The following is a 25,423-nucleotide window of genomic DNA, read 5'->3' on the forward strand; positions in this document are numbered from 1 at the left end:
CGCAGGATCGCCGTGGTGGTCCTGGCGGTGCTCCTCTACCAGGGGTGGCTCGGGTTCCAGGCGATCGGCAAGGCCGAGCCGGGGCTGGGGGACGCCCCCGACGAGCGCGGCAGGTTCGACGTGGACGTGGTCCTCGGGTTCGTGCCCGAGCGGTACCACATCCTCCAGCTCCAGAACCACGGGCGCATCGCGGGCACCGACGACACCGTCGTCCACCTGCGCGGCGTCTCGCCCGCGGGGGTGGACGCCCTGGCGCGCGAGTACTGGATCGAAGCCCTGGTCGCCCCCGAGCCCGAGTAGGCCCCCGCGAACCGCCGGCGCCGTCCACGCCGGCGGCTCCGGCGGGCGGGGACCGGCGGCCCCGGCCCGCCCCGACCACAACCACATCGACGTCGAGAGACACCCGGCACCCGCGGCGGTACCGGGCTCCCAGTGGACCGCTGTCGCGGGGGCTCCCCCCTCGGCGGTGCCCCGGGGACCACCCGTCCAGAACCAGAGACCGAGTCCACACCCCACGCCGGCGGCCACCCGCCGGCCGCAGAGTCGGAGGAGCCATGGAAGGCCAGCAGCCGGGCCCCGCAGGGAGCCGGGGCGACGCGCACCGCCCCCGCACGGTCGTCGTCGTCGGCGGCACGAGCGGTATCGGCGCGGCGATAGCGGAGCGGTTCGTCGAGCGCGGCGACCGGGTCGCCGTCGGCGGACTGCGGGCCGGCGACGCCCCGCCGGCGCTCCGGGGGGGTGCCGCGGTCACCGAGGTCGACGTGACCGGCGGCGACGCCCTGGAGGACTACCTGGGCGGGTTCCCGGAGATCGACGCGCTGGTCAACGCGGTCGGGATCATCCGGCGCGGCGACGAGTTCGACCCGGCCGTGTTCGCGCGCGTCGTGGAGGTCAACCTGACGTCCGTGATGCGCTCGTGCGTGGCGGCCCGCCCGGCGCTGGCCGCCTCGGGCGGGTGCGTGGTCAACATCGCGTCGATGCTGAGCTACTTCGGCGGACCGCTGGTGCCCGGCTACAGCGCGAGCAAGGGCGGCATCTCGCAGCTCACGCGGTCGCTCGCCGTCGCGTGGGCGCCGGAGGGCATCCGCGTCAACGCGGTCGCGCCGGGGTGGATCAGCACCGACCTGACCGCCGGGATCCGCGAGAACGACGAGGCCCAGGCGCGCATCCTCGACCGGACGCCGATGGGCCGCTGGGGGCGTCCGAGCGAGGTCGCGGGCGCCGTGGACTTCCTGTGCGGACCCGACGCCGGGTTCGTGACGGGCGCGGTCGTGCCCGTGGACGGGGGGTACCTGGCGGCCTGACCGGGAACGGGCGCCCACCGGGCCACGGCCCACCGCCCCTACCGGCCGCACAGGTCACACAGGCCCCACAAGACCACCCACCGGATCGCGGGCGCACGCGCCCGCGCCCCACGGGGCGGCGCGGCCCCGCGACCGCGCCCCACAGACGCCCTGGGGAGCTCCCACCGTCACCGGTCACCCGGTGGGGCGGGGCGGACAGCTCCTCAGGTGCCTTCCACGAAGGAAGAACGGCAGGCGCCGCGACCAGGCGCAGCAGAGCAGGACCGGCCACACCGAGCCGCGCCGGCCCCAGGGCCGGACGGCACAGCAGGGAGGACACCGTGTCACCGAACGCCGCATCCGCCAACGAGCCCGTGCGCATCGCACCGTCGCCGGGCATCCCCGCCGAGATCGCGATCCCCGCGGTCCCCGAGGACCCGCGCATGTGGGTCCCGCAGGCGCCGAACGTCTGGTTCCGTCCGCTGATGCTCAACACCGTCACGGGCCAGTGGTGCAACCTGCTCAAGGTCACCGCGTCCGGGATCGTGTCCCGGCACCGGCACCCCGGGGCCGTGTTCGGCTACGTCATCGAGGGCAAGTGGCACTACCACGAGCACCCCTGGGTGGCCGAGGCCGGGCACTTCGTGTACGAGCCGCCGGGCGAGATCCACACGCTCGCGGTCCCCGAGGACTGCGACCACATGGTCACGTTCTTCAACATCAGCGGGGCCATGGTCTACGTGGACGACGACGGCGTCCAGACCGGCTACGAGGACGTGTTCACCAAGATCGAGATGGCCCGCGCGCACTACGAGAGCGTGGGACTGGGCAACGTCGTCGACGACCTGATCCGCTGACCGCGCGGCAGGGCCCCCCGCCGCCGCCCGGGGGCGCGGCGGGGGACCTCCGCGGGCGGGGCTACAGGTTGATCATGTGCCCGGAGAGGCCGTGCACGGCCTCCTTGACGGCCTCGCCGAGCGTCGGGTGCGCGTGGATGTTGCGCGACACCTCGTGGACGGTCAGGTCCCACTGCTGGGCCAGGGTCAGCTCGGGCAGCAGCTCGGTGACGTCCGGACCCACCATGTGGGCGCCGATGATCTCCCCGTACTTGGCGTCGGAGAGCACCTTGACGAAGCCGCGGGTGTCGCCGAGCCCGTGCGACTTGCCGTTGGCCATGAACGGGAACTTGGCGACCTGGACGTCGTACCCGGCCTCGCGCGCCTCGTTCTCGGTGTAGCCGAAGCTGGCGATCTGCGGCTGGCAGTAGGTGGCGCGGGGGATGAACTTGTAGTCGATCTCCTGCGTCTCCGCGCCCGCGATGGTCTCGACGGCGACGATGCCCATGGCCTCGGCGGTGTGGGCCAGCATGAGCTTGGCGGTGACGTCGCCGATCGCGAAGATGTGCGGGACGCTGGTGCGGCCCCGGCCGTCGATGGCGACGGCGCCGCGCTCGGTGAGCTCCACGCCGGTCTTGTCGAGGCCGAATCCCTCGACGTTGGGGGCGAAGCCGATGGCCTGGAGGAGCTTGTCGGCCTCCAGGGTCTGCTTCTTGTCGTCGGTGCCGGTGACGTGGACGCGGACTCCCTCGCCGGTGTCCTCGACCGACTCCACGCGGGTGGAGGTCATGACCTTCACGCCGAGCTTCTTGTACGCGCGGGCGAGCTCCTTGGAGACCTCCTCGTCCTCCAGGGGGACGAGGCGGTCCAGGAACTCCACGATCGTGACGTCCACGCCGTAGTTGGCCAGGACGTACGCGAACTCGACGCCGATGGCGCCCGCGCCCGCGATGACGATGCTCCCGGGCAGGTTCTCGTCGAGGATCTGCTGCTCGTAGGTGACGACCCGCTCGGACAGCTCCGTGCCGGGCAGCAGCTTGGTGGAGGAGCCCGACGCGATCACGGCGTGGTCGAAGGTGACGGTCTCGGTGGAGCCGTCTTCGCCGCGCACCTCGACCGTGTGGTCGTCGGTGAAGGTGCCGCGGCCGTCGATCTCGGTGATCTTGTTCTTCTTCATGAGGAAGTGGACGCCCTTGACGCGCCCGTCGGCCACCTCACGGCTGCGGCTGTGCGCCTTGCCGTAGTCGAACTCGACCTTGCCGTCGACCTTGATGCCGAAGAAGTCGGCCTCGTTGTTGAAGAGGTGGGCCAGTTCGGCGTTGCGCAGGAGCGCCTTGGAGGGGATGCAGCCCACGTTGAGGCAGACGCCGCCCCAGTACTTCTCCTCGATGACGGCGGTCTTGAGGCCGAGCTGGGCGGCGCGGATGGCCGCCACGTAACCACCCGGCCCCGCGCCGAGGACCACCAGATCGAAGTGTCGTTGTCCCATGACGGGATCTCCTTGAGTGTGTTTGTGACGCACCCAGCGCAGACGGCTTGCCCGGGGTGTCCGATTGCCGAACGCCAGCCTAGTCGCGTGAGGCCACCGGGTGTGTGACCAGGTCGGGACCGGTCGGGCGTTCGGGCGTCGCGGCTGGTCACAGGGGTGCCCCGGGGGTTTCCGCCCGTCAGGCGCGGGGTGCGGGGCCTTCGGCGCCGGCGAGCTCCCCGCCCGCGGGGGTCGCGGCGGAGCCGTCCTCGGCGCCGGTGGCGGCGGATTTCCCGGACCGCTCCCCGGCGGTCCCGGCGGCCTCGGCCGCCCTCGCGGCCTCCTCGGCCCTGGCCAGGCGCATCTGCTTGACGACCGGGACGAACGCCATCACGAAGACGATCGCGAGCGTGACCCACAGGGCGTACCTGTCCACCGCCAGGACGATGTCCACCCCGGTCTGCCCCGCCGCGTAGCCGACGCCGGCGACCGTGGCCGTCAGGAGCAGCGCGCCGAGGGCGTCCAGCAGCAGGAAGGTCCGCAGGCGCATGCCGGTCCAGCCCGCGACGACGTAGACGAAGAGGGCGGGCACGCCCGGGAGGTAGGAGAGCGGCATCGCGGCCCGGATGATCCAGGGGTTCATGTCCTCGGCGCGGTCCGCGAACCGCTGCGCCTTGTCGCCCTGGGCGATGAGGTCGACGAAGCCCCGGCCCCAGCGCCTGCCCACCCACCAGAAGAGCCAGTCGACCTTGACCTTGCCGACGACGCCCGCGAGCACCACGAGCCACAGGGGGATCTCCCCGATGCGGGCGAAGGCCGAGGCCGCGCCGATCGCCGCGTTGCTGCCGGTCACGAACGCGAGGCCGACGGGGTGTTCGGCGATCAGGAAGGGCTTCAGCGGGGTCAGCGCCATGAAGAACAGGGGGATCGCGACGACCGTGAACAGCAGGGCCTTGTCCTGGCGGGTCGCCTTGCCCTTCCAGGGCTTCATGGCCCGCAGGACCTCCATCGCCTCCTCCTGCTTGCGCTCCTTCTCGATCTGCTCGGCGGTTCTGCCGTCGGCCTCGTCGGAACCCGCGCCGGGGGTCGCGTCAGGGGCTCCCGCCGCCGTGCCGGGGGCGGGGCGGTCCGGGTTCCCGGAGGTGTGCTTCTGCGTGGTCGCCATGGACCAAGGATCCCCTGCCGGACGGTCGGCCCGGAAGTCGTAGGAGTCACGGCGTCCGTGTGAGAGCTGCAACCGGTCGCCGATGACAAGTGTCATGTGCGGTACCGGGTCCCGCCGGCGGTCGCGGACACCGCGATGAGTTTCGCCCGTCCGGCGGGTCCGTACCAGCGGTGTCGACGACAGCAGGAGGAGCACATGCCGCAGTTGCTGAGGGTCCAGAACTTCGACGCCCCGGCCGACGGGATCGGCGCCGGCGAGCGCCGGGGACCCGGGCCGGCCACGGGTCGCGGCCCTCGGGCCCGTGGCGGTCGCCCTCAGCGCTCGGGCGGCGTGGGCCACTTCCAGCCGGGAGCCCACGACCAGCTGTCCGAGACGCCCGGGGGCATCGGCGGCAGCAGGTGCGCGCCCGGCGGGCGGCGGGAGCCGTCCTGCTCGGACGGGGCCCCGTCCCCGTCCCCGACAGGGTCCGGGGCGGGCGGCGGCGGGTCGGCGGCCCACCCGAACGGCTCGGATCCGTCGCGGGCCCCGGCCGGTTCCGGGCCGTCGGGGGCGCCGTCGTACGAGGAGCCGTTGCGGAACCCGAAGCGGTCGCCCTCGCCCGGCTCGAACCGGTCGGCGGACTCGTCGCGCAGCCCCAGTTCGTCACGGGCCCCGGGCGGGTCTACGGGCACGCCGCCGCCGAAACCGCCCGTGCGCCCCTGCGGCGCCTCCCACGGGTCGGACGAGGTCGGCGTGCTCGGCGGCGAACCGAACAGCGGGTCGTCGTCCCCCCCGTGGTCGGGTTCCGGGGAGGACGCGCGGCCGTAGTCGTCGCGGAACTCCGGCGGCAGCTCCCACCGGTCCTCCGAAGGGGGAGCGGACGCGGACGACGGGTCCCCGGGCCGGAGCGGCTCCCCGCCTCCGAAGGGGGCCGCGTCCCCGGCAGGGACGTCCGCCCGCGCCGGGCGGTCGTCGGCGTCCCCGCCCGCGGTTCCGGCGGGGTCGGCGGCGCCCGTGGCGAAGGGGTCCTCCCGCAGGCTCTCCGGGTCCAGGGCGGCGAACGCCGCCGACATCGGTCCGGAGTCCACCTCGGCGTAGTGAGCGGCCACCCCGAAATGGCGCGGGGGCCTGCGGTGCGTGCCGGTGTCCTCGTTCTCGATCGGCGGCGCCAGCGGGTGGCGCACCGACCCCGCGGGGTGCATCCGCGCCCACCAGGCCGCCGCCTCGTCGTGGCGCAGCTCCGCCACGACCTCCAGCGAGCCGGGGATGTGCGGGTGCCTGCGCCCCGCCCTCCACGAGTGCGTGAGCGTCTGGGGCTCCAGGACCAGCACGCGTTCGCCGTCGACCACCGGGATGTCGCCGGGCAGGGCCTCGTTGCCGACCCACTCGCCGTTGCCGCCGACCAGGTCCCACTCGCCGCGCACGACGTCCGCGAGGGGGTCGGCGGGGGTGTCCAGGCACGCGGAGGTCCACCGCGGGTCGGGCCGGGTGCCGGGGACGAGGCGGCCCTCCTTGCCGATGAGCGCGTCCGCGAGGAGGGTGTGCAGCTGGAAGTTGTCGCCGATGCCGTCGAAGCGCACCCGGAAGCCGCGCCACGAGGCGCGGTCGAGCACGAGCACGGTGTCGGCCTCGGCCATCCGCAGGAGTTCGCTCACCTCGGCGAACTCGGTGAGCTGGGTGGAGAGGGCCCGGGTGATCTGGCTGAGCCCGTCCAGGGCGCTGGTGTCGGCGCGCACGGCGGCGCGCACCCCGGGGTCGCCGAGCATGGCCTTGGCCGCCAGGCCGTAGCGGAGGGAGGTCCACCAGCCGACGGTGGCCAGGGGCGCGTTGTCGCCGAGGACCTCCTCGACGCGCTGCTCCTCGGGTTCGGACACGTCGGCGGGGGCGGGGAGGGGGCCGCCGCCGGTCTTGTCCCAGGCGTGCATGAACGCCACCGCGGCCTGACCGTAACTTCCGAGCTGTCGGAGTACCTCCAGTCCCACCTCTCCCGCGGGGGCGCCGGACTCGACCAGGGCCCCCGCCAGGACGGAGAGGTCGGCGGCGATGCCCGCGACCCGTTCGGAGTCGCCGAGCACGGGGGCGAGCGCCTCCAGTGCGATCGCGAGTTCTTCCTTGGACACCTGCGAGGACAGCCGGAACACGTCGTGCACGGCTGCCGGGAACCCGGGTGCCTGGCTGGCGGCGGTGTCGAGCACCCGTTGGAACGCGGCGCGGAACTCATCAGTCACCCGTGAATCCTTCCATACCCGCACGTTGTGTCCGTGGTCGCCCACGTGCGTTGATAGCGGACTTCCCGGCCCGTCCCCGCTGGTTCGTGCGGCGGTCGCGCGGTGTCCGCCCGGATCGGAGGCGGGGCTCCCCGGCCGGGTCCGTTCGGAGGCCGCAGGGGGGTCGCGCGGAGGGTGTTCGGAGGCACTCAGGCCGTCGGGGCGAACCGCACCTCGTGCCCGCCCCGGTCCGCGGCGAGGAACCGCAGCATCCGCAGCCCCTCCGCCTCCACCTCGTCGCGGTCGGCCCCGCTGATCGGGGCGAACGGGACCACCTCGACGGCGGCGTTCCGACCGGTCCGCACGACCTTCCAGGAGGCGCGCACCTCCCCGTCGACCAGCACGGTCGCGGGCGGCATCCCGTTGCGGGAGGTGAGCCGCCCGAGGTCCTCGTCGGAGACGACCCGGCTGCGGTCGGCGTGCCCGCGCAGCAGGTTGTCGAAGTCGTACAGCAGGCGGACCGGCGCGGAGGTGTCCCCGTCGGGGCGCGGGGCGTCGGGGAGGTCGAACAGCTCCTTGCCGTCCTCCCCCCGCAGGACCACGAGCCTGTCGCGCAGGCGGTCGAACACCTCGCCCAGCCGGGTCAGCCCGGACCACGCCTGCGCGTCCATCACCCCGGCGGGTCCGAACGCGGCCAGGTAGCGCAGCACCATCCCCTCCGGGTCCGGCGCGGCGTCCATGGGCAGCCCCGTCCAGGTGTCGGCGGGTGCGAGCACGGCCGGGCCGGAGGCGCCCCACACGCCGCGCGGCGGGATCTGGAGCACGGGCAGGCGGGCCTTGACGACCTGTGCCAGGTGGGCGCCCTCCACATCCGGCCACCGCTCGTTGAGCCGGGCGCCGAGCGCGCGCAGGTCGAGCGGGGCGCGGGTGAGGATCTCGTACCCGGCCGCCGCGACCTCGTCGGGGTCCAGCCCCCGTGCGGCCCGGCCGTGCGTGCTGTGCGCGAGCACCCGGTCGACGCCGGGTTGGACGGTCGGGCGGAGGAACCGGCAGTCCTCGGGGGTGACCAGGTGGAGGGTGCCGCGCATGAGCGTGACGCGGACGAGCGCGCCGTCGGTGAGGAGGCGGCCGACCGTCTCGGGGGCCAGGCCCTCGATCCGGTTCTCCAGCCCGGCGTACCAGGTGTGGGTGGTCTGCGCCTGGAGCCCGGCGAGGCGGGTGACCACGTCGGTGACCGGCAGGTCCACCCGCCGCAGGAGGAGCTGGCGGTCCAGGGTGGCGCGGTTGAGCGCCCGCCGGGAGATGACGGTGCGGGTGGTGGCCATCGCTCGGCTCCTCCGGGATCCGGTTGGTGGTCGAACACTACAATCCGGCACGGACACACCGGTCGGAGCAGGGGAGGGCGCATGTCGTGGACCGAGAGGTCGAGGGTGCGGCTGGAGAACGGGCACGTGTCGCTCACGCCGGTCGTGGAGGCCGACAGGGCGGGGTGGCGCGCGCAGGCGCTCGACCCCGACATCTGGACGTACTTCGTGACCAGGGTGGACGACGAGGCGGGCTTCGAGGAGTTCTTCGACTCCTACCTGGCCGCGAGCGACGCCGGCAGGCGTACGACGTTCACGGTCACCGACCTGGCGAGCGGACGCGTGGCGGGCAGCATGAGCTACGGCAACCTCGCGGAGAAGGACCTGCGCCTGGAGGTCGGCAGTTCGTGGCTGGGCCGCGACTTCCGCGGCCGGGGCGTGAACCACTGGGCGAAGTTCCTGCTCATGCGGCACGCGTTCGAGGGGATGGGCGCGGAGCGGGTGGAGTTCAAGACCGACGTGCTCAACGAGCGGGCCCGCCGGGGCCTGCGCGCGGTCGGCGCGACGGAGGAGGGCGTGCTGCGCTCGTACAACGTCATGCCGGGCGGGCGGCGCCGCGACGCCGTGTACTACTCGGTGCTGCGCGCCGAGTGGCCGGACGTGCGGGCCCGCCTGGAGGGGGGACCGCGCACCCGGTAGGCCCTGCGGCCCGCGGCTCCCGCCGACCCCGCGCACGCGGCGGCGGCGCGGACCGGGGTCCGCGCCGCCGCCTTGCGAGGGGTCGGGGAGGGGTCAGCCGCGGCCGGCCTCCACCGGTGGGGCGGCCCTGCCCGCGGCCCGCCGGGCGCGGAGCCGGCCGACGGCCACGACCAGGCCGATCGCCAGGAGCAGCCCGTAGATCCCCAGGGTGATTCCGCCGTCCACGAGCACCGACACGTCACCCTGGCCCACGGCCAGTGCGCGGCGCAGCTCGGTCTCGGCCACCGGTCCCAGGACGACCGCGATCAGCACCGGGGCCAGCGGGATGTCGAAGCGGCGCATCATCAGCGCCACCAGACCCAGGATCAGCATCAGCCACAGATCCACCATGGAGGAGGCGGCCGCGTACACGCCCAGGGACGAGAACACGGCGATACCGGCGTACATGTACGGCTTGGGGACCAGCAGCAGCTTCGCCCACAGCGGTGCGAAGGGCAGGTTCAGGATGAGCAGCATGACGCTGCCGATGAACAGGCTGGCCAGGAGCGCCCACACCAGGTCGGCGTTGCGCTCGAAGAGCAGCGGCCCGGGCTGCATGCCGTACTGCTGGAAGGCGGCGAGCATGATCGCCGCCGTGGCCGAGGTGGGCAGCCCCAGCCCCAGCAGGGTGCCCATGGCGGTTCCGGCGGTCGCGCTCGCGGCGGCCTCCGGGGCGGCCACGCCCTCGATCGCCCCGTTGCCGAACTCGTCCTCGCCGGTGCCGCGCCGGGCGCGCCGCGCGGCGAGCTTGCGCTCGGCGCCGAAGGCCAGGAAGGTCGGGATCTCCGAGCCGCCCGCCGGGATCGACCCGAACGGCAGGCCGAACAGGGTGCCGCGCATCCAGGCCGGGAAGGTGCGCCGCAGGTCGGCGCGGCCCAGCCACGGAGTGCCGGCCCGTCGGAGCGAGCCGCCGACCCCGCCGCCCGCGTGGGCGGTGGCGGCCACGTGGAACACCTCGCCGACGGCCAGCAGCGCCACGGTCACGGTGATGATGCTGAAGCCCTCGAAGAGCTGGGGGACGCCCAGGGTGAAGCGCTCGGCCCCGCTGAGGCTGTCGATGCCCACCATCGAGATGGCCAGGCCGATGCCCAGGGCGATCAGGCCGCGTACGGCCGAGTTCGAGACCACGGCGGACGTGGCGACGAACGCGAAGACCGTGAGCGCGAAGTACTCGGCCGGACCGAATCGGAGCGCCAGCTCCACGATGACCGGGGAGAAGAACGCCACCAGCGCCGTGGACACGATCGCGCCGATGAAGGCTCCGATCGCCGCCGTGGCCAGCGCCTGCGGCGCCCGCCCGCGCCTCGCCATCTTGTGCCCCTCGATGGCGGTGGCGATGGCCGAGGCCTGCCCGGGCGTGTTCATGAGGATGGCGGCGGTCGAGTCGCCGAACAGCCCGCCGTAGTAGACGCCGGCGAACATGATGAACGCGCCGGTGGGGTCGAGGTGGAAGGTGACCGGGAGCAGCAGCGCGACGGCCATGGAGGAGCCCAGGCCGGGCACCACGCCCACGGCGGTGCCGAGGACGACGCCCACCAGGGCCAGGAAGAGGTACTCGGGGCTCAGCGCGTTGGCGAACCCCGCCATGAGGTTGTCGACGACGTCCATCTAGAAGATGCCTCCGAGGATTCCGGCCGGCAGGTTCAGGCCGAGGCCGGCGACGAAGGCGAGCTGGATGAGGGAGGAGAACGTCAGGGACAGCACCGCGTCGAACAGGAGGCGGCGGCTGCCCAGGGCGTAGGCGATCCCGAAGAACAGCAGCGCCGCGGACAGGAGCCAGCCCACCGGCTGGAGGATGGCGATGAACACCGTCATCGTGGCGACGACGATGCCCAGGCAGCGCCAGTCGATGCGCACGGGCGCGTCCTCGGCGGCGTCGGCGCCCGGGGCCTGCTCGGCGGCCTGCGCGGGGCGGGCCGGCCGCAGGACGACCTGCACGGCCAGGGCGAGGCCGACGGCGCCCATGAAGACCGCGACCAGGGTCGGGAAGAAGCGCGGGCCGGGAGGCTCGGTGCCGGTCGGCACGGGGATGGCGGCGGTCTGCACGGCGATGAACCCGGCGATGCCCAGCACCAGGGCGGCGACCAGCAGTTCGGACCTGCCCTGCCACCAGGGCGGCCGGGGCGGGGCGTCGGGCTCCGTGGCCCGTGCGGGGGTGGTGGCGTCGGTACTCAAGACAGGCCCAGTTCTTCGGTGATGGTGTTGATGCGCTCGGTCTCCAGGGCGAGGAACTCCTCGAACTCCGCGCCGGTCTGGAAGGTGTCGTCCCAGCGGTTGCGCTCCAGGGTCTGCGCCCACTCCGGGGTGTCGTGCATCTCGGTGACGATCTCGGTCAGCTCGGCCCGCTCGGCCTCGGTGATGCCGGGAGGGGCCACGAGGCCGCGCCAGTTGGGCAGGACCGCGTCGATGTCCTGCTCGGCCAGCGTCGGGACGTCGATGCCCTCGACGCGCTCGTGCGCGGAGACGCCCAGGGCGCGCACGTTGCCCGCCTCGATCTGGTCGCTGAACTCGTTGAAGCCGCTGATGCCGACGTCGACGCTGCCCGACAGCAGCGAGGTCAGCGCCTCGCCGCCGCCGGAGAAGGCGATGTAGTTGACGTCGCGGGGATCGACGTCGACCTCGGAGGCGACGAGTCCGGCCAGCAGGTGGTCGGTGCCGCCCAGGGAGCCGCCGCCGACCGCCATGCCGCCCGGGTCCTCGCGCCAGGCCTCGGCCAGGTCGCCCATGTCCTGGTAGGGGGAGTCGGCGGGGACCACGATCACCTCGTAGTCGTCGGCCAGCCGGGCGATGGGGGTGACGTCCCGGAGGTCGTGCGAGGAGTTGTTGACGATGATGCTGCCGATCATGACCGTGCCGGTCACCATCAGCGTGTTGGCGCGGCCCTCCTGGCGGACCGCCTGCGCGAGCCCGATGGTGCCGCCCGCGCCGGGGACGTTGACGACCTGGTTGTTGGCGACGATGCCGCCCTCGCGGAGGGCGTTCTGCCCCTCGCGTCCGACCAGGTCCCAGCCGCCGCCGGGAGCGGCGGGCACGATGGTGGTGAGGCGGCTGCGCACGGCCTCGCCGCCGTCGCCGCCGGTCGACGAGGCGTTGACCGCCGCGGCGCCGATGACGACGGCCGCCGCGACCGCGCCGCCGACGCGCAGGATGCGCTGCATGCTCATGGGTTGGCTCTCTCCGTTGCTACCGGTCCGCGGCGCGTGCGGGCGCTCGCGGGCCGGCGGACCTCCCGAGGCGGGCAGTGGCGGCCGTTACACGTCTACGTGTCGCCGGTCGCATTTCGCTTCGGTTGCGTGAGCATGTCCTACGGATTGCCTGGAAGGATGACTTTTGGTCGTTTTGGACACAGTGGTTTTTTTGTTCGCCCCGGTCGGCGCCCACCGGTCGCGGGTGTGGCCCGGGGGCGCGGCGGCGTCCCGGTCGGGGCGGGGCCTCGCCGGGGCGGCGCCCGCGTCAGCCCCAGCCCGCCTCCCCGCCTCCCGTCGTCCTGCCTCCCTGGGCGTCCGTTCCGGGGGTGCGGCCGTTGCCCGCCCTCACCGGCCGCCACCGCTGTCGGAGGCGGGGGACGCCGGCCCGGGAGGCGCGGCTCCCACGGGCCCGGCGGTCCTCGTGGCCTCGGAGGTCCCGGCGCCCCTGATGGTCCCGCGTGCCTCCGCGGCCCCGGGGGCGGAGGGGTGGCGCGCTGTGGGGGCTCCGGGGCGGTCCAGCTCGAACCACACGGTGGTCCGTCCGTCCTCGTGCAGCGTGCCCCACCGATCGGACTGCAACGCGACCAGGCGCAGGCCCCGGCCGCCGACCCGGTCCGGGGCCAGGGGGCGCACGTGCGGGGAGGCGGCGCCCTCGGTGCGCGGTCCCTGGTCGGTGACCCTGACCTGGACCCGGCCCCGGAGCCGGTGCAGGGTGACGACGACCTCGCCGCCCTCGGCGCCGCTCAGCGAGTGGGTGATCGCGTTGTTGAACAGCTCCGAGGCGAGGCACTGGAGCAGTTCGGTGGACCGGGGCGGCAGCGAGGCGAGCGAGGCGAGCCGCCGGCGCAGGATCGAGGCCGTCTCCGGGACCCCCGCGAGGGTGAGGGAGTGGCCGATGCCCACGGGATCCGGTTCCACCAGGATGGCCGCGCGGTCGCGGGGATCGGTGGTCCTCCGGGGGAGGCGCGGAGGGGCGCCGCTCTCCACCTGGTTGTCCCGCCGTTGCTCCATACGGATCACTGATCCCACTTGAATCCCCGTTTCGGGGCCTCCGAAATGCGGGGCCCGAGAGTTCCCGACTGGTGGAGGGCCGGTTGTGAGCTGCCCTGACGTCGGCGGTGCGGATGGGGTCCGGCCCATAGGAAACACAATGGACCGTCCCGGCCGGGAGGGAAAGGGAAACAACCAGGTTGGTGCGCGATCAGGGAATCGGTTGTTGCCGGTTGCAGGTCTACGGCAGTGTGGTCCCACTGGTTTTCCCCTCGGGCGATCGGGCGGACATGGAGAAGAAGCGCGGCAAGGCCAAATGGCGCAAGGTGGGCGGTGAGCTGCGGGCCCTGCGCACGGGTGCGAACCTGCGGCAGAAGGACGTGGCGCCCCACGCCGGGGTCGTTCCCGCCCAGGTGTCGGCGTGGGAGAACGGCATTCGGGGGATGAGCGCGGCGCAGGCGCTCGCCCTCGATCGCGCGCTCAATGCGAACGGCCGCCTCGTCCGGGTGTACGAGAATACGGAAACGCCTGAAAATCTCCCAAAGTGGTACGAGCAGGTTCCTGAAATCGAACAGCGGGTTTCTGAGCTGAGGGAGTACCAGTGCCAGCTCGTCCCGGGGCTGATCCAGACGGACGCCTATGCCCGGGCGGCCATCAGGGACGCTCTGCCGTGGGCCTCCGACACCGAGGTCAAGCAGATGGTCACATCCCGCACGGGCCGCCGGTCCCTCCTGGCGAAGGACGGCTCCCCACTGGTGACCATCGTGGTCGAGGAGTTCGTCCTGAGTCGTGCGATAGGGGACGAAAGTATTCAGGCTGCCCAGCTGGATCGCGTGCTCGAGCTTGCGGAGAGGGGAAAGATCCGCTTCCAGGTCGTGCCGACGGATGTTCGGAACCACTACGGGACGGCCGGCCCGTTCCGGATCTACACCTTCCCCGACAGGCCGGCCCTGGCCTCAGCCGAGTACACGGCCGGCGAGGTGTTGATCGATGACCTGGATACCGTGCAGAAGTGCATGACCATCTTCGGTTTCCTGCAAGCCGAGGCGCTGCCGATGGCGGCCTCCGTCGAACTGGTCAGGAAGGTCAGGAAGGGCATTGATGATTGAGCATGGCCTCGACAGGCACGTGTGGCACAAGAGCAGCCACAGCTCGGGACAGGGAAGCTGTGTGGAGGTGGCGGAGGGGGAGCGGGTGCTGGTGCGTGACACCCGGAACCGCCCTCTCGGCCACGTCGAGTACACCGCCGGCGCCTGGTCCGACTTCCTCCGAGGTGTGAAGAGCGGGGCCTCCTAGGCCTGGATCACCGCGGCCGACCGGCGAGGCGGTCAACCGCGGTGGTCGTCGGGAGGCCGGTCCCCGGGCGGAGCCGCCCGGGGACCGGCCTCCCGCCTCCCTACAGGGGCGCGTCGTCCACCTGGATGTCCCACTGGACGTCGGTGCCCTCGACCGCGGTCGTCGTGACGGTCACCCCGTAGTTCGTGCCCCCGTCCACGAGGTTGCAGCGGATCTCGGCGCCCACCTCGGCGGGGAGGTCCTGGGAGCAGCTGAAGTCCTCGGGGGCGTGGCCGACCTGCTCGGCCAGCATCTCGCTGGACCTCTGGGCGACCTGGGCGGCGTCGACGGCGCCACCGCTCGCCCCGGCGGCCGGGGTCTCCTCCGCGGCCTCGTCCTCGACGGAGGCGTCGTCGGCCGTCTGCTCGTCGACCTGGACCTCCCACTGGACGTCGGAGCCGTCCACCGCCGTCGTCGTGACGGTCACGCCGATGGTCTCGCCGCCGTTGGTCAGCTCGCAGCGGATCTCGGCCCCCACCTCGGCGGGGAGGTCGTCGGAGCAGGTGAGGTCGTCGGGGGTCTGGCCGACCTCTTCGGCCAGCATCTCGCCGGACCTCTGGGCGACCTCTTCGGCGTCGACGGCGCCGGGGCCGCCGAAGCTGAAGGAGCAGCCGGTGGCCATGAGCAGGGGCAGGGCGCCCAGAACCGCTCCGGTGACGACTCGCTGACGTCTGGTCTGCCGCATCGCGGCCTCCTGAAGGTTGTGGGACCTGACGGGGGAACAGACCGGGTGAAAGCGGCGCCGGTTCCGTCGCGAAGCGCTTCGGTATTCTTCTGTGTCCTCGCGGGGGAGGGGTCGACCCCGGGGACACGATCGCTCACCGGTCGGTGAGCGGTCCGCCGGCAGCGCGCCAGTCCACGAGGCCGCGGCTCATGTTGACAGCGTCGAAACCGTACTCCACCAGCAGGTTCGCCGCTCCGGCCGACCGGATGCCTCCGGTGCAGAAGGTGATGAGCAGGCGGTCCTCGGGGAGTTCCACGGAGCGTTCGGGCAGCTGCTCCAGCGGCATGTGCACGGCCCCCGGGATGTGCGTCCGCCTCCACTCGAACTCGCGGCGCACGTCCACGACGAGCGCGCCCTCCGCGACGAGGCGGACCGCTTCGGCGGCGGTGACGGCCGGGGGACGGCGCAGGTAGTGTCGCAGGCTCACGGGTTCCGGGCCTCCCGTCGCACGTTGACCATGGTGAGCGGGCCGCTCAGCACCGGCACGAGCGCGCCGAGGCGGGTCCGCGTCGCCAGGCCGCCGCCGAGGAGCGCCGTGACGGCGGTGGCCAGGTAGAGCGCGCCGTGGGTCGGGCCGAGGACGCTCGCGACCGCGTCGTGGTGCACGGTGGCGAGGTTCAGCAGGAGCCCGAGGACGCTGACGAGTTCGAGTGCCGAGAGCACGGAGAGCGTGCGCAGCAGCGGGGTCACGAGTAGCTCGATCCGGGGCGCACGATCATGAGCACCACGACGACCACCCACAACAGGTTGAACAGGCCGGTCAGCATGCCCAGGCGTCGCAGGCGGGCGCCGTCGTCGGGGGAGCCGAGCGCCTCCCGCTGGAGCGGCGCGATCCGTAGGGCGAGCAGCGCGCCGGCGACGGCGGTGAGCACCATCGCGACGACGATCCAGATCTCGGTCGTGCGGCCCTGGACGAAGGCGAGGACGAGGCCGACGACCGGGACCGTGAGCGCCAGGACGCCGTAGACGCGGGTGATGCGGTGCAGCAGCCGGGCGGTGTCGGTGCTCCGCTCCGCCCGGTCCGCTCCCGCGGGTGCGGCGGTCACAGGCGCGTACCGGGGGAACAGGCTGGTGGTCACGGCCACGGGGCCGACGAAGAGAATGCCCGCCACGACATGGACGGACAGCAAGAAGGCTTCCATAACCTTCAGGCTACCTGAAGGTCAGTCGGGGCCCGACACCACCCGTGCCATCTGGACGCGCAGCGCCTCGGTCAGTTCGGGGTGCCGCTCGGCGAACTCCGCGTCGAGCCGTGACACCACCTCGGCGGCGCGGGCGAGCAGGGCCTCCCCCTCGGCCGTGACCCGCAGGCTCGACGCGGAGCCGGCGTGCGCGGTCCCGTCGTCGACGAGACCGGCTCGGACGAACGCGGCGACGGCGGAGTGGGCGCTCTGCACGGTGATCCGCGAGCGCCGGGCCAGCTCGCTGAAGGAGATGCCCGGGGTCCCGCGGACGTGTCCCAGGAGCCCGTACTTGCGGGTGGTCAGTCCGAGGGGCTTCAGGGCCTGGTTGAAGGAGGCCTCCCACACGCGGCCGACCGTGAGCAGGGCGACGGTGGGGCTGAAGGGAGGTGGTTCCGGCATGGGGCCAGGCTACCGGCCGGGGGTTCGCGGATCGCGGGCGTCTTTCGCGCGCCGGGCCGCGGGCCTGCGCGGACCTTCCCGGGGCCCTTCGCACGGACGGGCGGGGCCGCCGCCCGGAGGCGGCGGCCCGCGGTCCCGGCGGGGTCGCGGGACGCCGCCTTCCGGAACGCGGCCGGAGGATCAGCCGCCGTTCTCGTCCGCGGCGCGGCGGCGGGCCTCGCGACGGGCCGCCTGGCGGTTCCTGCGGTTCTCGGCCCGGTTCATCTCGCCCATCTCCCTCTTGGCTGCACGGCCGTTGGGGCCCAGGCAGCAGGTGATGCCGGCGCTGTGCTCCCACCGGCAGCGCGTGCCGGCGTCCTCCCGGGCCGGAGCGGGAGGCAGGTCGCAGCCGCCGTGGCGGTGATCGTGGACGGGCCTGGGGTCGTGCTCGGCACAGCGGACCCACACCGGCTTCGTCTTGTCCGTACGGGACATGGTTTCCTCACCCGAACCGCCGCCCGTGCTCCCGGTCTCTCCGGGCGGGCGGCTAGGTTGGCAGGCCCATCACGTCACTCTCCTCAGGTCGTCCGCCGGTCTCCGGCGGGGGCGTCGCGCCGGGGTCGGTCCGGCTCCGGGCCGTCCCCGAGGCCCGGGGGCGGGGCACGCACGGGGACCGCCCGCGCGCGGCCTCCCAGGCTAGGCAGGTCCGGCGGCGGCGCGCAAGGTCCATCGGCCGGTCCGCCGTCCCGGTGGACGGGCGGCCGGGTTTCCGCCCCGGGCGGGGGTTCTGGGCCGGAGTGGAGTGCGGAAACAGAGCGGCCGTTTACCGCCGTTCAGTGAGTCCGGAAAAAGCTGTTAATTCGGGCGAAAGTCACTAATTCCACCGAAGTGAAAAGGGTGGACTCCGCATGTTCGACCTGGTGGAACGCGGCAACTCGAAAATCCGAACACATTACCTCCCGGTAATGCACACACCCACCCCACCCATGCCCTAGCATTTATCCCACTCACACAACTCAATCCACACGATGGCCCCGCAACGGTTAGATCCGTTCGGGGCCGTGGCCAGCAACTTCACACCTTTAACCAAAGGAATTGCCAGCATGCGCCAGTATAGCGCTGCCTTCCTCGGCCCTGCCCTGGGCGTCGTGAAGGCCCTCTTCCTCGCACCCCGTGGTCGCCACGCCCGCCGCCACCGCTCGACCCGGGTGCGCCGCTACGCCCCGCTCCCCCAGGCCGTGACGCGCGAGAACGCGTCCCCTCCCCCCGCGCCCGACCCCGTCCGGGTCCCGGCGCCCCGCCTGGCTCCCGCTCCCGCACCGCCTCCGGCCGACGACCCCGTCCTGGTCAGGCCCTACTACTCCGCGTGGGAGCACCGGGGCGCCACCGCACGTGAGCGTGCCCGCGAACGCGAACTCGACCGCGTCCGGGCCGCCGCCACCGCCCGTCTCTGCGACTGGGCCCACCGCGAGGTCCCGCCCTGCGGCGACCTCCTGGCCCCCGACCCGACACCCGTGGCGGTCCCCGCCCCGCGGGCGCCGCACCCCGACTGTGAGGACCCCGACGACTGGCGCACCTTCACCCGTCTGACCCGCACCTGGCTCGCCCAGCGGGAACACCACCGCCGGGCCCGGCCCCGGGGCGAGGCGCCGCACCGGAGCACGGGGGTGGCCGCGTGATCTCCCTGACCACCCGCATGCTCACCCGCACCTACACCCGCGCGCTCGCCGACCTGTCCACCGCCCGCCGCGACCTGACCCTCGACCTCGACGCCCTGGCCCCCGGCCTGGACCCCGACCTGGTCGACACCCTGCGCCTGTGCCTGCACGAACTCCACGCCAACGCCTGCAAGTACGGCCACCCGCACGCGCCCGTCGTCCGCCACCTGTTCCGCGCCCACGACGGGACGCTGACCCTGACCGTCCACAACAGGCACGCCCCCGGCGCCGCCCCGCCCGTGCCCAGGGTGCCCGTGGAGCGCACCACCACCGAGTGGGACCGGGGCCGAGGGCCAGCGCGGCCTCCTCCTCATCACCCGTCTGGCCGCCACCTGGGGCCACTACTCCTGGCCGCCCCGGTCGGGTCTCGGAACCCTCGTCCAAGCCACCTTCACCGCCTGACCCGCCCGCCGGGCCGGGGAGACCCTCCCCGGCCCTCCACCCCTCCAAGCTCCTCCGATGGCGAAGGAACCACATGCCGAGCCGAGCCCACGAGATCCCCCTGCGGATCATCCAGAACCAGCCCGCGATGGTCCCCGTGCTCCTCAGGGAGTCCCTGGGCATCGACGTCCCCCACCACACGGAGGCCGTCTCCACCAGTTCGGTCCTGACCAACTGCGACCCCAAGGAACTCAACAGCGACGGCGCCACCCTGCTCCGTGACGGCACCCGACACGTCCTCGCCGTGGTGGTGGAGCGCCAGCACGGGCGCGACTCCGGCAAGCGGGCGAGCTGGCCCGCCTACCTGACCACCCTCAACCTTCGCCTCAAGTGCCCGGCCGTACTCGTGGTCCTGTGCCCCGACGAGGCCATGGTGCGCTGGTGCGCCACACCCATCGAGGTCGGGCACCCCGGGTTCGTGCTGACCCCTCTGGTCATCGGCCCCGGCACCACCCCCGTGGTCACCGACCTGGAACAGGCCCGCGCACTGCCCGAGCTCGCCGTGCTCTCCGCCTACGCGCACGGCAACACCCAGCCGGGAACCCTGAAAGCCGTGGTGGAGGCGCTGGAATCCACCGCTCCCGAACACCGCGCGTTCTACTATGACTACGTACTGGCCGGTCTCAACGAGGCCGCCCGTCAGGACCTGGAGGGCTTGATGTCCGTGGACACCTACGAATGGCAGAGCGACTTCGCCCGTAAGTACGTCGGTCTCGGCCGCGAGGAAGGCCGTGAGGAGGGCCGTGAGGAAGGTCGCGAGGAGGGTGTGGTTCGCAGCGTGATCGCGGTCCTGGTCGCGCGCGGTTTCACGGTTTCCGACGAAGTCCGGGAGCGGATCGAGTCCTGCTCCGATCTGGACGTCCTGGAGAGTTGGGTGACCAAGGCCGTCAGCGTCCAGAGCCCCGGGCAGCTCTTCGACTGACGGTCGGGTCACCCGCACCGGCCGTGGGTCCGTGCCCACGGCCGCCCCGCGCCGCTTCCCGGTCACCGGCTGCCCGGCACCGCCCGGTTACCATGACGCATGGCCAGCGAAACCCCCGCAGCGGCCCGGACCCGCCGCGACCAGCTCCGCGACTTTCTGCGTACCCGCAGGGCCAGGCTCACCCCCGAGGACGTCGGCATGGCGGCCGGGGGTCGACGCCGGACACCCGGCCTGCGGCGCGAGGAGGTCGCCGTCCTCGCCGGGGTCGGGGTCTCCTGGTACACGTGGCTCGAACAGGGCCGCGACATCAACGTCTCCGTCGAGGTGCTCGACGCGATCAGCGGGGCGCTGCGCCTGAACGGCCCCGAGCGCATCCACCTGTACACGCTCGCCGGGGTCAACCCGCCGCGCGACGGCGGGCCCCGGGCCACCTCCGTCACCCCCGAGTTGCGCAACCTCATCGAGGCGTGGATGCCGCGCCCGGCGATGCTGCGGGACCGCTACTGGAACCTGCTCGTCCTCAACGGCACGGCCCGGACGGTGTTCGGCTACGGCGACACCGACCACAACTGCCTCGTCACGTTCTTCACCAACGCCCGGTACCGCGCCATGCGCGTCCACTGGGCGTCGGTCGCACCGGACGTCGTCGCCGCCTTCCGCGCCGACGCGGCCCGGTTCCCCGACGACACGGAGTTCGGCCGGCTCGTGGACGACCTCAGCACCGTGAGCCCCGACTTCGCCGAACTGTGGGCGCGCCACGACGTCGGCGACCACGTCCAGACGGTGAAGGCGGTGCTGCACCCCGAGGCCGGCGACCTGGTCTTCGACAAGACGACCCTGACGGTGGCCGACCGCCCGGACTGGACCCTTGAGCTGTACAACCCGCGTCCGGGCACCGGGACGGAGGACCGCCTCGCCCTGCTGGCGCACGCTCCCGCCGCCACCTCGGCCTGACCTTCGGCACCGCCGCCCGCCGGGAACACGCCCTAGCTGCGGTCCGGGCCCGGTTCGGCGGTGCCGTCGGGCGTGTCCGTTCCGGGTTTCGTGTGCAGGACCTCGCGGGCCTGCTCCGCGGCGCGGATGATGTTCTCGCGGACGAAGTCGACGAAGCGGGCGATGTTCTCCAGGCGTGCGGCGGCCGGAGTTCCGGGACCCAGGAGGCCGACGCCCTGGCGCGCGACCTCGATGAGGTGTGTGTGCGCCTGGGCTGTGGCGATCATCGACTGGTACCAGACGTCGGCGTCGACGACGTAGCGCTCGCGGCGCTCTTCGCGTTCACGGCGGAGCAGGCCCTGGCCCTCCAGGTACGTGACCGCCTTGGAGACCGAGGCCGGGCTGATCTGGAGGCGCTGGACGAGTTCGGCGGCGGTGAGGCTGCCCGAGTCGGCGGTGTGGAGGCTGACCAGCACCCGGGCCGTCATCTTGGGCAGGCCCGCCTCCATGAAGACGGTGGCGAACGCCTCCTCGTACTCGCGCACCGCCTCGGCGTCGCGCCCGTGGGGCTGCGGGGGCGCCTGCGTCCCCGGGGACGCGGTCCTCCTGCGCCGGTGGGTGCGTTGCTCGGTGGCGCGCTGGGCCAGGTCGGCGCGGTAGGCGGTGGGGCCGCCGTTGCGCATCACCTCGCGCGTGACGGTCGAGGTCGGGCGGTCCAGGCCCCTGGCGATCTCCGCGTAGGCCAGGTTCTCGGCCAGCCCCAGGGCGATCTGCCGGCGTTCCTGCTGGGTGAGTCTGCCTCCCGGCATCGCGGGCTCCTCCGTGGTCCGTGGGGGTGCCCACCCTAGCGTCCAGCGCTCATTCGTTGCAACGTGCGTGATGGCGGTGTTGCGCTGACCGTTGGTCAAATGCAACGGACCCGTGGAATTAGACTGTGCAAACGCCCGTGTGTCGCGACGATGGTGTTTCTCTATATGTGTATGCAACGTAGCCTTTCTGTCGATGGAAACAGAAGGCCGCAAGGGTGACAGCACGGGGGCGCCCATACGCGCCACCCCGCCCCGGGACGCGGGGCCGGGCCGGGGCCCGAGCCTGGTGGTCGCACACCCCTGATAAACGAGCCCTGTTCGCTTCGCACGGGTGCTGGAACGCTCGTACCCATGACGAACCACACTGCACGATTCGACGGCAAGACCGTACTCATCACCGGCGGCACGAGCGGCATGGGCCAGGCGGCGGCGCGCAGGTTCCTGGACGAGGGGGCGCGGGTGGTCATCACCGGGCGCGACCAGGGCCGCCTCGACGCCGCGGTGAAGGACCTCGACGGCGGCGACCGCGTGCTCGCGGTGCGCGGCGACGCGGCGAACCTCGACGACCTCGACACGCTGACCGCCGCCGTCAAGGTCCGGTTCGGGCGCCTGGACGTGGTCTTCGCCAACGCGGGCGTCGGCTCGTTCCTGCCGATCGGCGACATCACCGAGGCCGAGTTCGACCGGGTCGCGGACATCAACTTCAAGGGCGTGTTCTTCACCGTCCAGAAGACCCTGCCCCTGCTCGCGGAGGGAGGGGCGATCGTCATCAACGCGTCGTGGACGCTGCACCGGGGCATGGCCGGGGCCTCCCTGTACGCGGCGACCAAGGCGGCGGTGCACAACCTCTCGCACACCCTCGCCGCGGAGCTGGGCCCGAAGGGCATCCGGGTCAACTCCGTGAGCCCCGGCTACATCGACACCCCGATGTTCCACGAGGCCATCCCCGAGGAGGAGCAGGACGACGTCGTGGCCGCCGTGTCGGCGGGCCGCCTGGGCACCTCGGAGGACGTCGCGAAGACGGTCGCGTTCCTCGCCTCCGAGGACGCGGCCTACGTCAACGGCCAGGACCTCATCATCGACGGCGGACTCGTCGCGGCCATCGCCGAGCCTTCCGCGTAGCCCGGCCCCGAACGCGGGGCGGCTTCCGCCGGGGGTCGCCGCCCCGCCCCTGCCCGTCCGGGCTCAGAGGGCGGTGGTGCCGCCGAACCACGTCTCATGCTGCCTGAGCATCGCCTCGGTGTCGTTGAGGTGGGGGAACGGCCCGTCCGGGACCTCTGTCCCGAGGAATGCGCACAACCGCTCCCACCCCTCCCCGGCCCGGTGCACCAGGAGCCGGTCGGCCGGGAGTTCGGCCCTCACCTGTTCCGCGTGCCGCTCGAAGGCCGCGACGGCGACCTCCTCCGAGGGCACCGCACCGCAGGGAACGCCGAAGGACGCCTGCCACATGTGGTCCAGCAGGGGCCGGATCCGCCGGAACTCCACGGGGACTCGGGCGTCGGCGTCCTCCGCGCAGGCCTTGCGCGTCAGCTCGAAGATGGTGGTGAGCATGCTCGTGTACCACCGGTGCGGGTCGCGGACCGTGAGCACGAACTTCGCGTCGGGGTAGGCCTCCGCCAGTTCGCGCCAGAAGAACGACAGCGGCCAGTCCACCCCGGACGGCCACCCCTCCAGCACGTGCCCCCAGTCGATGCCCCCCGGAACCGGCGGCACGGTGCCGGCCCAGCGCCGGGCCAGGTCCGGTGAGGCCAGTACCTCGAACATGTGGTGGCAGGGGCCGAGGCCGAGCTGCTCCAGTGCGGCCTTCATCGACGTCGTCCCGGTGCGCGGGAGACCCGCCCCGATCACGTGCATCCTCGTCCTCCTCGTTCGTTCCGCGGCCCCGGCGGCCGGACGGGGAGGTCCCGGCCATCCCGCGGGCCGGGCGCGTTCCGCGCGCCGGGCTCCCGCGGGCGCGCCGGTCCGGCACGGGGGACGGGCCGCCCGTGTGCCGGGCGCGACGCCGGGGGCGTGCGGGGGCAGGCCACCGGACGCGCCACCGCGGCAGGGGGCACACAGCACTGTAGACCACCCGGTGTGTCCATGGGATTCCGTTGGGTGATCATCTGTCGGTGTCTTCGTGCCTTCGTGCCGTCGTGCGACGGGCCGTCCCCGTGCCCCGCGCCGGTCGGACGTCCGTCAGTACCGGGGCCAGAACGCGGGCTGGGCCTTGAAGGCCGCGTCGATCCTGATCGAGTACGCCAGCGACCCCAGGAGCCTCCGGGCGCGCGAGAGCGGGTGGTCCGGGAAGTGGGGGTCCCACGCGGGGTCGTCGGCGTGGTTGCGCGGGACTCCGCCCGTGATCCCGTAGGCGTAGGGGTGCTGGGCCCAGGCCGCCATCGCCTCCTCCGGCGAGGCCTGGCCGCCCCTGTACTGCTGGAGGAACCCCGGCAGCACGGACGCCTCCCGCACGCCCGTGGGCTGCCCCTCCAGGCACTGGACCTTCACGACGACACTGGAGCCCACCCTCGGGATCGTGTACGTCCCGAGGTAGGCCGTGCCCCGCTCCTGGTGGGGGTGGTCGCCCTTGACCATCTGCCGGATGGCGGCCATCCCGTCCAGCCCGATCACGTCGAGGTCCACCAGGCCCATCCCCGCCTGCGCCGTGTTGGCGCTCGTCCGGGCGCGCAGGGCCGCCACGTCCTCCAGGGGCGCGGGGAGGTTCGGCGCCATGTCGAAGCGGTCGAGGACGACGGCGTCACCTGCGGCGTCGACCCACACGTTCTCCTTGACCTGCTGGAACGGGCGGGTGTCGAACCAGACCGGGGTCCCGGCGAGTCCGGCCGGGGGCGGCGGCCCCTGGTGGTAGCCGTGTTGGTACTGGTGATGAGGGGACCATTGATGCATGGCCGCACCCTATATGCGGCCTTGTCCGGTGATGTTCCATCGGCCTCGCGTCGGCTCCGTGCCGACCCCGCACCGCCCCCACACCCTGCCGCGCACCGCCTGCGCGGGGCCCTCCCGGCCACGGCCGGGCGGTTACCCGTGCCCCACCGGCGCGCGACCGGGGACGGTCGGGCACGGGCGGCACCGGGGTGGCGGGTCGGCCCCCGCCCCAGTAGGGGCCGACCCGCCGGACCGCACTCCGAACGTCCTCCGGGCGGCCGGCACCTCACTGGTCAGGTGGTCGGCCAGGCTGCCCCGTCGGGTGGCGCGGCCCTGTCTCTCATACCGGGCGCTCGTCCACACCGTTCGCGCCGACGCCGCTGCCGAACCGGGCGCACCTGCCCCGGGACACCTCGTGGCCGCCCCGGCCCACCGTGGCCCACGCGCCCTTCACGTCCGGGGCCCGGCCGCAGGTGACGGCGGCGCGGAAGGTCTGCCCCTGGCCGATGGGGTCGCCACAGGCGGCCATCCCCAGGTCCGGGGCGTTCGCGTGTGTGTACGTGTCGCAGCCGGGCGCCGCGTCGGACGCCGTTGCGGGGGCGAGCAGCGTGCCCGAGAGGACGGCGGCGACCGCCGACGCCACGTGCCGCGGAGCGGAGGGGGCATGGGGGGCTTCCTTCCGAGGAGTGGGGGACCGTGAGTGCCACGGTCATCACTCGACGTGGCCGCCTAGGATGTTTCCTCTCCGGACGCCCCGGAACCCTCGTGCCTCCGCATTTCCGCACCTGGCCGACCAGGTTTCTTCCCTGCGGGAGCGCCGGCCCCGCGGGGCCGGCGAGCGGGCCCGAGCCTTCCGGTACCGAAGGGCGGCACCGGAGCAGGGCTTCGGAGCCGGGCGGCGGGCCCTCGCCGGGGCGGGGCCCGCCGCGCGCCGGTCCGGGAGGTGTGGAGCGTCC

29 protein-coding genes are annotated in these 25,423 nt (G+C 73.1%); 11 read left to right on the forward strand and 18 right to left on the reverse strand.

Annotation, left to right across the window (positions count from 1 at the left end; translation table 11 throughout):
* Positions 1-12 precede the first annotated feature (12 nt).
* From OUQ99_RS01065 to OUQ99_RS01075, 3 genes are all read left to right on the forward strand, one after another.
* Positions 13-300, forward strand: coding sequence for a hypothetical protein (locus OUQ99_RS01065; protein ID WP_267947530.1), 288 nt, complete (start codon positions 13-15; stop codon positions 298-300).
* A gap of 254 nt (positions 301-554) precedes the next feature.
* Positions 555-1,304 (forward strand): SDR family NAD(P)-dependent oxidoreductase, encoded by a 750-nt coding sequence (locus OUQ99_RS01070; protein WP_267947531.1) that lies wholly within the window; start codon positions 555-557, stop codon positions 1,302-1,304.
* A gap of 320 nt (positions 1,305-1,624) precedes the next feature.
* A complete protein-coding gene (locus tag OUQ99_RS01075) occupies positions 1,625-2,140 on the forward strand; it encodes a 2,4'-dihydroxyacetophenone dioxygenase family protein (protein WP_267947532.1) in 516 nt (171 codons plus the stop codon).
* Between the two features lie 61 nt (positions 2,141-2,201).
* Here OUQ99_RS01075 and lpdA read toward each other — a convergent pair whose 3' ends face one another.
* The 4 genes from lpdA to OUQ99_RS01095 form a co-directional block, all read right to left on the reverse strand.
* The gene (lpdA, locus tag OUQ99_RS01080) at positions 2,202-3,608 is read right to left on the reverse strand and encodes a dihydrolipoyl dehydrogenase (RefSeq protein WP_267947533.1); all 1,407 of its coding nucleotides are present in this window, start codon (positions 3,606-3,608) and stop codon (positions 2,202-2,204) included.
* 178 nt (positions 3,609-3,786) lie between these two features.
* A complete protein-coding gene (locus OUQ99_RS01085; RefSeq protein ID WP_267947534.1) occupies positions 3,787-4,752 on the reverse strand; it encodes a DedA family protein in 966 nt (321 codons plus the stop codon).
* A 314-nt stretch (positions 4,753-5,066) separates the two neighbouring features.
* Complete coding sequence (locus OUQ99_RS01090; RefSeq protein ID WP_267947535.1) at positions 5,067-6,959, reverse strand: hypothetical protein; 1,893 nt, start codon at positions 6,957-6,959, stop codon at positions 5,067-5,069.
* Positions 6,960-7,147: 188 nt separating this feature from the next.
* Positions 7,148-8,263 carry a winged helix DNA-binding domain-containing protein gene (locus tag OUQ99_RS01095; RefSeq protein ID WP_267947536.1) on the reverse strand — a complete coding sequence of 372 codons (1,116 nt, stop codon included), beginning with the start codon at positions 8,261-8,263 and terminating at the stop codon, positions 7,148-7,150.
* Positions 8,264-8,344: 81 nt separating this feature from the next.
* On the opposite strand from OUQ99_RS01095, the gene OUQ99_RS01100 reads away from it, so the two are divergent.
* Positions 8,345-8,941, forward strand: a complete 597-nt coding sequence (locus OUQ99_RS01100; RefSeq protein WP_267947537.1) for a GNAT family N-acetyltransferase — start codon at positions 8,345-8,347, stop codon at positions 8,939-8,941.
* Between the two features lie 93 nt (positions 8,942-9,034).
* Here the strand turns inward: OUQ99_RS01100 and OUQ99_RS01105 are convergent, their stop codons facing one another.
* From OUQ99_RS01105 to OUQ99_RS01120, 4 genes are all read right to left on the reverse strand, one after another.
* Positions 9,035-10,588 (reverse strand): tripartite tricarboxylate transporter permease, encoded by a 1,554-nt coding sequence (locus tag OUQ99_RS01105; protein ID WP_267947538.1) that lies wholly within the window; start codon positions 10,586-10,588, stop codon positions 9,035-9,037.
* Entirely contained in the window at positions 10,589-11,155 is a 567-nt protein-coding gene (locus OUQ99_RS01110; RefSeq protein WP_267947539.1) for a tripartite tricarboxylate transporter TctB family protein, read from the reverse strand.
* Positions 11,152-12,144, reverse strand: a complete 993-nt coding sequence (locus OUQ99_RS01115) for a Bug family tripartite tricarboxylate transporter substrate binding protein (RefSeq protein ID WP_267947540.1) — start codon at positions 12,142-12,144, stop codon at positions 11,152-11,154. The genes OUQ99_RS01110 and OUQ99_RS01115 overlap by 4 nt, the downstream gene beginning before the upstream one ends.
* A gap of 369 nt (positions 12,145-12,513) precedes the next feature.
* The gene (locus tag OUQ99_RS01120) at positions 12,514-13,179 is read right to left on the reverse strand and encodes an ATP-binding protein (protein WP_267947541.1); all 666 of its coding nucleotides are present in this window, start codon (positions 13,177-13,179) and stop codon (positions 12,514-12,516) included.
* Between the two features lie 182 nt (positions 13,180-13,361).
* On the opposite strand from OUQ99_RS01120, the gene OUQ99_RS01125 reads away from it, so the two are divergent.
* Positions 13,362-14,267, forward strand: coding sequence for a helix-turn-helix domain-containing protein (locus tag OUQ99_RS01125; RefSeq protein ID WP_267947542.1), 906 nt, complete (start codon positions 13,362-13,364; stop codon positions 14,265-14,267).
* The gene (locus OUQ99_RS01130) at positions 14,260-14,454 is read left to right on the forward strand and encodes a DUF397 domain-containing protein (RefSeq protein WP_267947543.1); all 195 of its coding nucleotides are present in this window, start codon (positions 14,260-14,262) and stop codon (positions 14,452-14,454) included. The genes OUQ99_RS01125 and OUQ99_RS01130 overlap by 8 nt, the downstream gene beginning before the upstream one ends.
* 100 nt (positions 14,455-14,554) lie before the next feature.
* Here the strand turns inward: OUQ99_RS01130 and OUQ99_RS01135 are convergent, their stop codons facing one another.
* The 6 genes from OUQ99_RS01135 to OUQ99_RS01160 form a co-directional block, all read right to left on the reverse strand.
* Positions 14,555-15,178, reverse strand: coding sequence for a DUF4333 domain-containing protein (locus tag OUQ99_RS01135; RefSeq protein WP_267947544.1), 624 nt, complete (start codon positions 15,176-15,178; stop codon positions 14,555-14,557).
* Between the two features lie 133 nt (positions 15,179-15,311).
* The gene (locus OUQ99_RS01140; RefSeq protein ID WP_267947545.1) at positions 15,312-15,644 is read right to left on the reverse strand and encodes a rhodanese-like domain-containing protein; all 333 of its coding nucleotides are present in this window, start codon (positions 15,642-15,644) and stop codon (positions 15,312-15,314) included.
* Entirely contained in the window at positions 15,641-15,907 is a 267-nt protein-coding gene (locus OUQ99_RS01145) for a hypothetical protein (RefSeq protein ID WP_267947546.1), read from the reverse strand. The genes OUQ99_RS01140 and OUQ99_RS01145 overlap by 4 nt, the downstream gene beginning before the upstream one ends.
* Positions 15,904-16,359 carry a hypothetical protein gene (locus tag OUQ99_RS01150; protein WP_267947547.1) on the reverse strand — a complete coding sequence of 152 codons (456 nt, stop codon included), beginning with the start codon at positions 16,357-16,359 and terminating at the stop codon, positions 15,904-15,906. The genes OUQ99_RS01145 and OUQ99_RS01150 overlap by 4 nt, the downstream gene beginning before the upstream one ends.
* A 21-nt stretch (positions 16,360-16,380) precedes the next feature.
* Positions 16,381-16,800, reverse strand: a complete 420-nt coding sequence (locus OUQ99_RS01155) for a MarR family winged helix-turn-helix transcriptional regulator (protein WP_267947548.1) — start codon at positions 16,798-16,800, stop codon at positions 16,381-16,383.
* Between the two features lie 180 nt (positions 16,801-16,980).
* The gene (locus tag OUQ99_RS01160; RefSeq protein WP_267947549.1) at positions 16,981-17,274 is read right to left on the reverse strand and encodes a hypothetical protein; all 294 of its coding nucleotides are present in this window, start codon (positions 17,272-17,274) and stop codon (positions 16,981-16,983) included.
* Between the two features lie 608 nt (positions 17,275-17,882).
* On the opposite strand from OUQ99_RS01160, the gene OUQ99_RS01165 reads away from it, so the two are divergent.
* The 4 genes from OUQ99_RS01165 to OUQ99_RS01175 all read left to right on the forward strand — a co-directional run bounded on the left by OUQ99_RS01165 (position 17,883) and on the right by OUQ99_RS01175 (position 20,814).
* Positions 17,883-18,458, forward strand: a complete 576-nt coding sequence (locus OUQ99_RS01165; RefSeq protein WP_267947550.1) for a hypothetical protein — start codon at positions 17,883-17,885, stop codon at positions 18,456-18,458.
* Between the two features lie 17 nt (positions 18,459-18,475).
* Complete coding sequence (locus OUQ99_RS31625; protein WP_431061513.1) at positions 18,476-19,108, forward strand: ATP-binding protein; 633 nt, start codon at positions 18,476-18,478, stop codon at positions 19,106-19,108.
* Complete coding sequence (locus OUQ99_RS01170) at positions 19,027-19,860, forward strand: hypothetical protein (RefSeq protein WP_431061514.1); 834 nt, start codon at positions 19,027-19,029, stop codon at positions 19,858-19,860. Before OUQ99_RS31625 ends, OUQ99_RS01170 begins: the two co-directional genes overlap by 82 nt.
* A 99-nt stretch (positions 19,861-19,959) precedes the next feature.
* A complete protein-coding gene (locus OUQ99_RS01175; RefSeq protein ID WP_267947552.1) occupies positions 19,960-20,814 on the forward strand; it encodes a helix-turn-helix transcriptional regulator in 855 nt (284 codons plus the stop codon).
* Between the two features lie 32 nt (positions 20,815-20,846).
* On the opposite strand, the gene OUQ99_RS01180 is transcribed toward OUQ99_RS01175, so the two are convergent.
* Positions 20,847-21,602 carry a GbsR/MarR family transcriptional regulator gene (locus tag OUQ99_RS01180; protein ID WP_267947553.1) on the reverse strand — a complete coding sequence of 252 codons (756 nt, stop codon included), beginning with the start codon at positions 21,600-21,602 and terminating at the stop codon, positions 20,847-20,849.
* 351 nt (positions 21,603-21,953) lie between these two features.
* Between OUQ99_RS01180 and OUQ99_RS01185 the strand changes: the two genes are divergently transcribed.
* Entirely contained in the window at positions 21,954-22,724 is a 771-nt protein-coding gene (locus tag OUQ99_RS01185; protein WP_267947554.1) for a glucose 1-dehydrogenase, read from the forward strand.
* Between the two features lie 63 nt (positions 22,725-22,787).
* Here the strand turns inward: OUQ99_RS01185 and OUQ99_RS01190 are convergent, their stop codons facing one another.
* The 3 genes from OUQ99_RS01190 to OUQ99_RS01200 all read right to left on the reverse strand — a co-directional run bounded on the left by OUQ99_RS01190 (position 22,788) and on the right by OUQ99_RS01200 (position 25,110).
* Positions 22,788-23,456 (reverse strand): sulfotransferase family protein, encoded by a 669-nt coding sequence (locus OUQ99_RS01190; RefSeq protein WP_267947555.1) that lies wholly within the window; start codon positions 23,454-23,456, stop codon positions 22,788-22,790.
* A gap of 324 nt (positions 23,457-23,780) precedes the next feature.
* Entirely contained in the window at positions 23,781-24,488 is a 708-nt protein-coding gene (locus OUQ99_RS01195) for a hypothetical protein (RefSeq protein WP_267947556.1), read from the reverse strand.
* A 319-nt stretch (positions 24,489-24,807) separates the two neighbouring features.
* The gene (locus OUQ99_RS01200; protein ID WP_267947557.1) at positions 24,808-25,110 is read right to left on the reverse strand and encodes a hypothetical protein; all 303 of its coding nucleotides are present in this window, start codon (positions 25,108-25,110) and stop codon (positions 24,808-24,810) included.
* Between the last annotated feature and the right edge of the window lie 313 nt (positions 25,111-25,423).

Source organism: Streptomonospora nanhaiensis, from assembly GCF_026642255.1.
Lineage (GTDB): Bacteria > Actinomycetota > Actinomycetes > Streptosporangiales > Streptosporangiaceae > Nocardiopsis > Nocardiopsis tropica.

Coding starts and splice junctions, on each gene's coding strand:
- OUQ99_RS01070 (WP_267947531.1), top strand. CDS start 555: ATGGAAGGCCAGCAGCCGGGCCCCGCAGGGAGCCGGGGCGACGCGCAC.
- lpdA (WP_267947533.1), bottom strand. CDS start 3,608: ATGGGACAACGACACTTCGATCTGGTGGTCCTCGGCGCGGGGCCGGGT.
- OUQ99_RS01085 (WP_267947534.1), bottom strand. CDS start 4,752: ATGGCGACCACGCAGAAGCACACCTCCGGGAACCCGGACCGCCCCGCC.
- OUQ99_RS01095 (WP_267947536.1), bottom strand. CDS start 8,263: ATGGCCACCACCCGCACCGTCATCTCCCGGCGGGCGCTCAACCGCGCC.
- OUQ99_RS01100 (WP_267947537.1), top strand. CDS start 8,345: ATGTCGTGGACCGAGAGGTCGAGGGTGCGGCTGGAGAACGGGCACGTG.
- OUQ99_RS01105 (WP_267947538.1), bottom strand. CDS start 10,588: ATGGACGTCGTCGACAACCTCATGGCGGGGTTCGCCAACGCGCTGAGC.
- OUQ99_RS01115 (WP_267947540.1), bottom strand. CDS start 12,144: ATGAGCATGCAGCGCATCCTGCGCGTCGGCGGCGCGGTCGCGGCGGCC.
- OUQ99_RS01120 (WP_267947541.1), bottom strand. CDS start 13,179: ATGGAGCAACGGCGGGACAACCAGGTGGAGAGCGGCGCCCCTCCGCGC.
- OUQ99_RS01130 (WP_267947543.1), top strand. CDS start 14,260: ATGATTGAGCATGGCCTCGACAGGCACGTGTGGCACAAGAGCAGCCAC.
- OUQ99_RS01135 (WP_267947544.1), bottom strand. CDS start 15,178: ATGCGGCAGACCAGACGTCAGCGAGTCGTCACCGGAGCGGTTCTGGGC.
- OUQ99_RS01150 (WP_267947547.1), bottom strand. CDS start 16,359: ATGGAAGCCTTCTTGCTGTCCGTCCATGTCGTGGCGGGCATTCTCTTC.
- OUQ99_RS01155 (WP_267947548.1), bottom strand. CDS start 16,800: ATGCCGGAACCACCTCCCTTCAGCCCCACCGTCGCCCTGCTCACGGTC.
- OUQ99_RS01160 (WP_267947549.1), bottom strand. CDS start 17,274: ATGTCCCGTACGGACAAGACGAAGCCGGTGTGGGTCCGCTGTGCCGAG.
- OUQ99_RS01165 (WP_267947550.1), top strand. CDS start 17,883: ATGCGCCAGTATAGCGCTGCCTTCCTCGGCCCTGCCCTGGGCGTCGTG.
- OUQ99_RS31625 (WP_431061513.1), top strand. CDS start 18,476: ATGCTCACCCGCACCTACACCCGCGCGCTCGCCGACCTGTCCACCGCC.
- OUQ99_RS01170 (WP_431061514.1), top strand. CDS start 19,027: ATGGTCCCCGTGCTCCTCAGGGAGTCCCTGGGCATCGACGTCCCCCAC.
- OUQ99_RS01175 (WP_267947552.1), top strand. CDS start 19,960: ATGGCCAGCGAAACCCCCGCAGCGGCCCGGACCCGCCGCGACCAGCTC.
- OUQ99_RS01180 (WP_267947553.1), bottom strand. CDS start 21,602: ATGCCGGGAGGCAGACTCACCCAGCAGGAACGCCGGCAGATCGCCCTG.
- OUQ99_RS01185 (WP_267947554.1), top strand. CDS start 21,954: ATGACGAACCACACTGCACGATTCGACGGCAAGACCGTACTCATCACC.
- OUQ99_RS01190 (WP_267947555.1), bottom strand. CDS start 23,456: ATGCACGTGATCGGGGCGGGTCTCCCGCGCACCGGGACGACGTCGATG.
- OUQ99_RS01195 (WP_267947556.1), bottom strand. CDS start 24,488: ATGCATCAATGGTCCCCTCATCACCAGTACCAACACGGCTACCACCAG.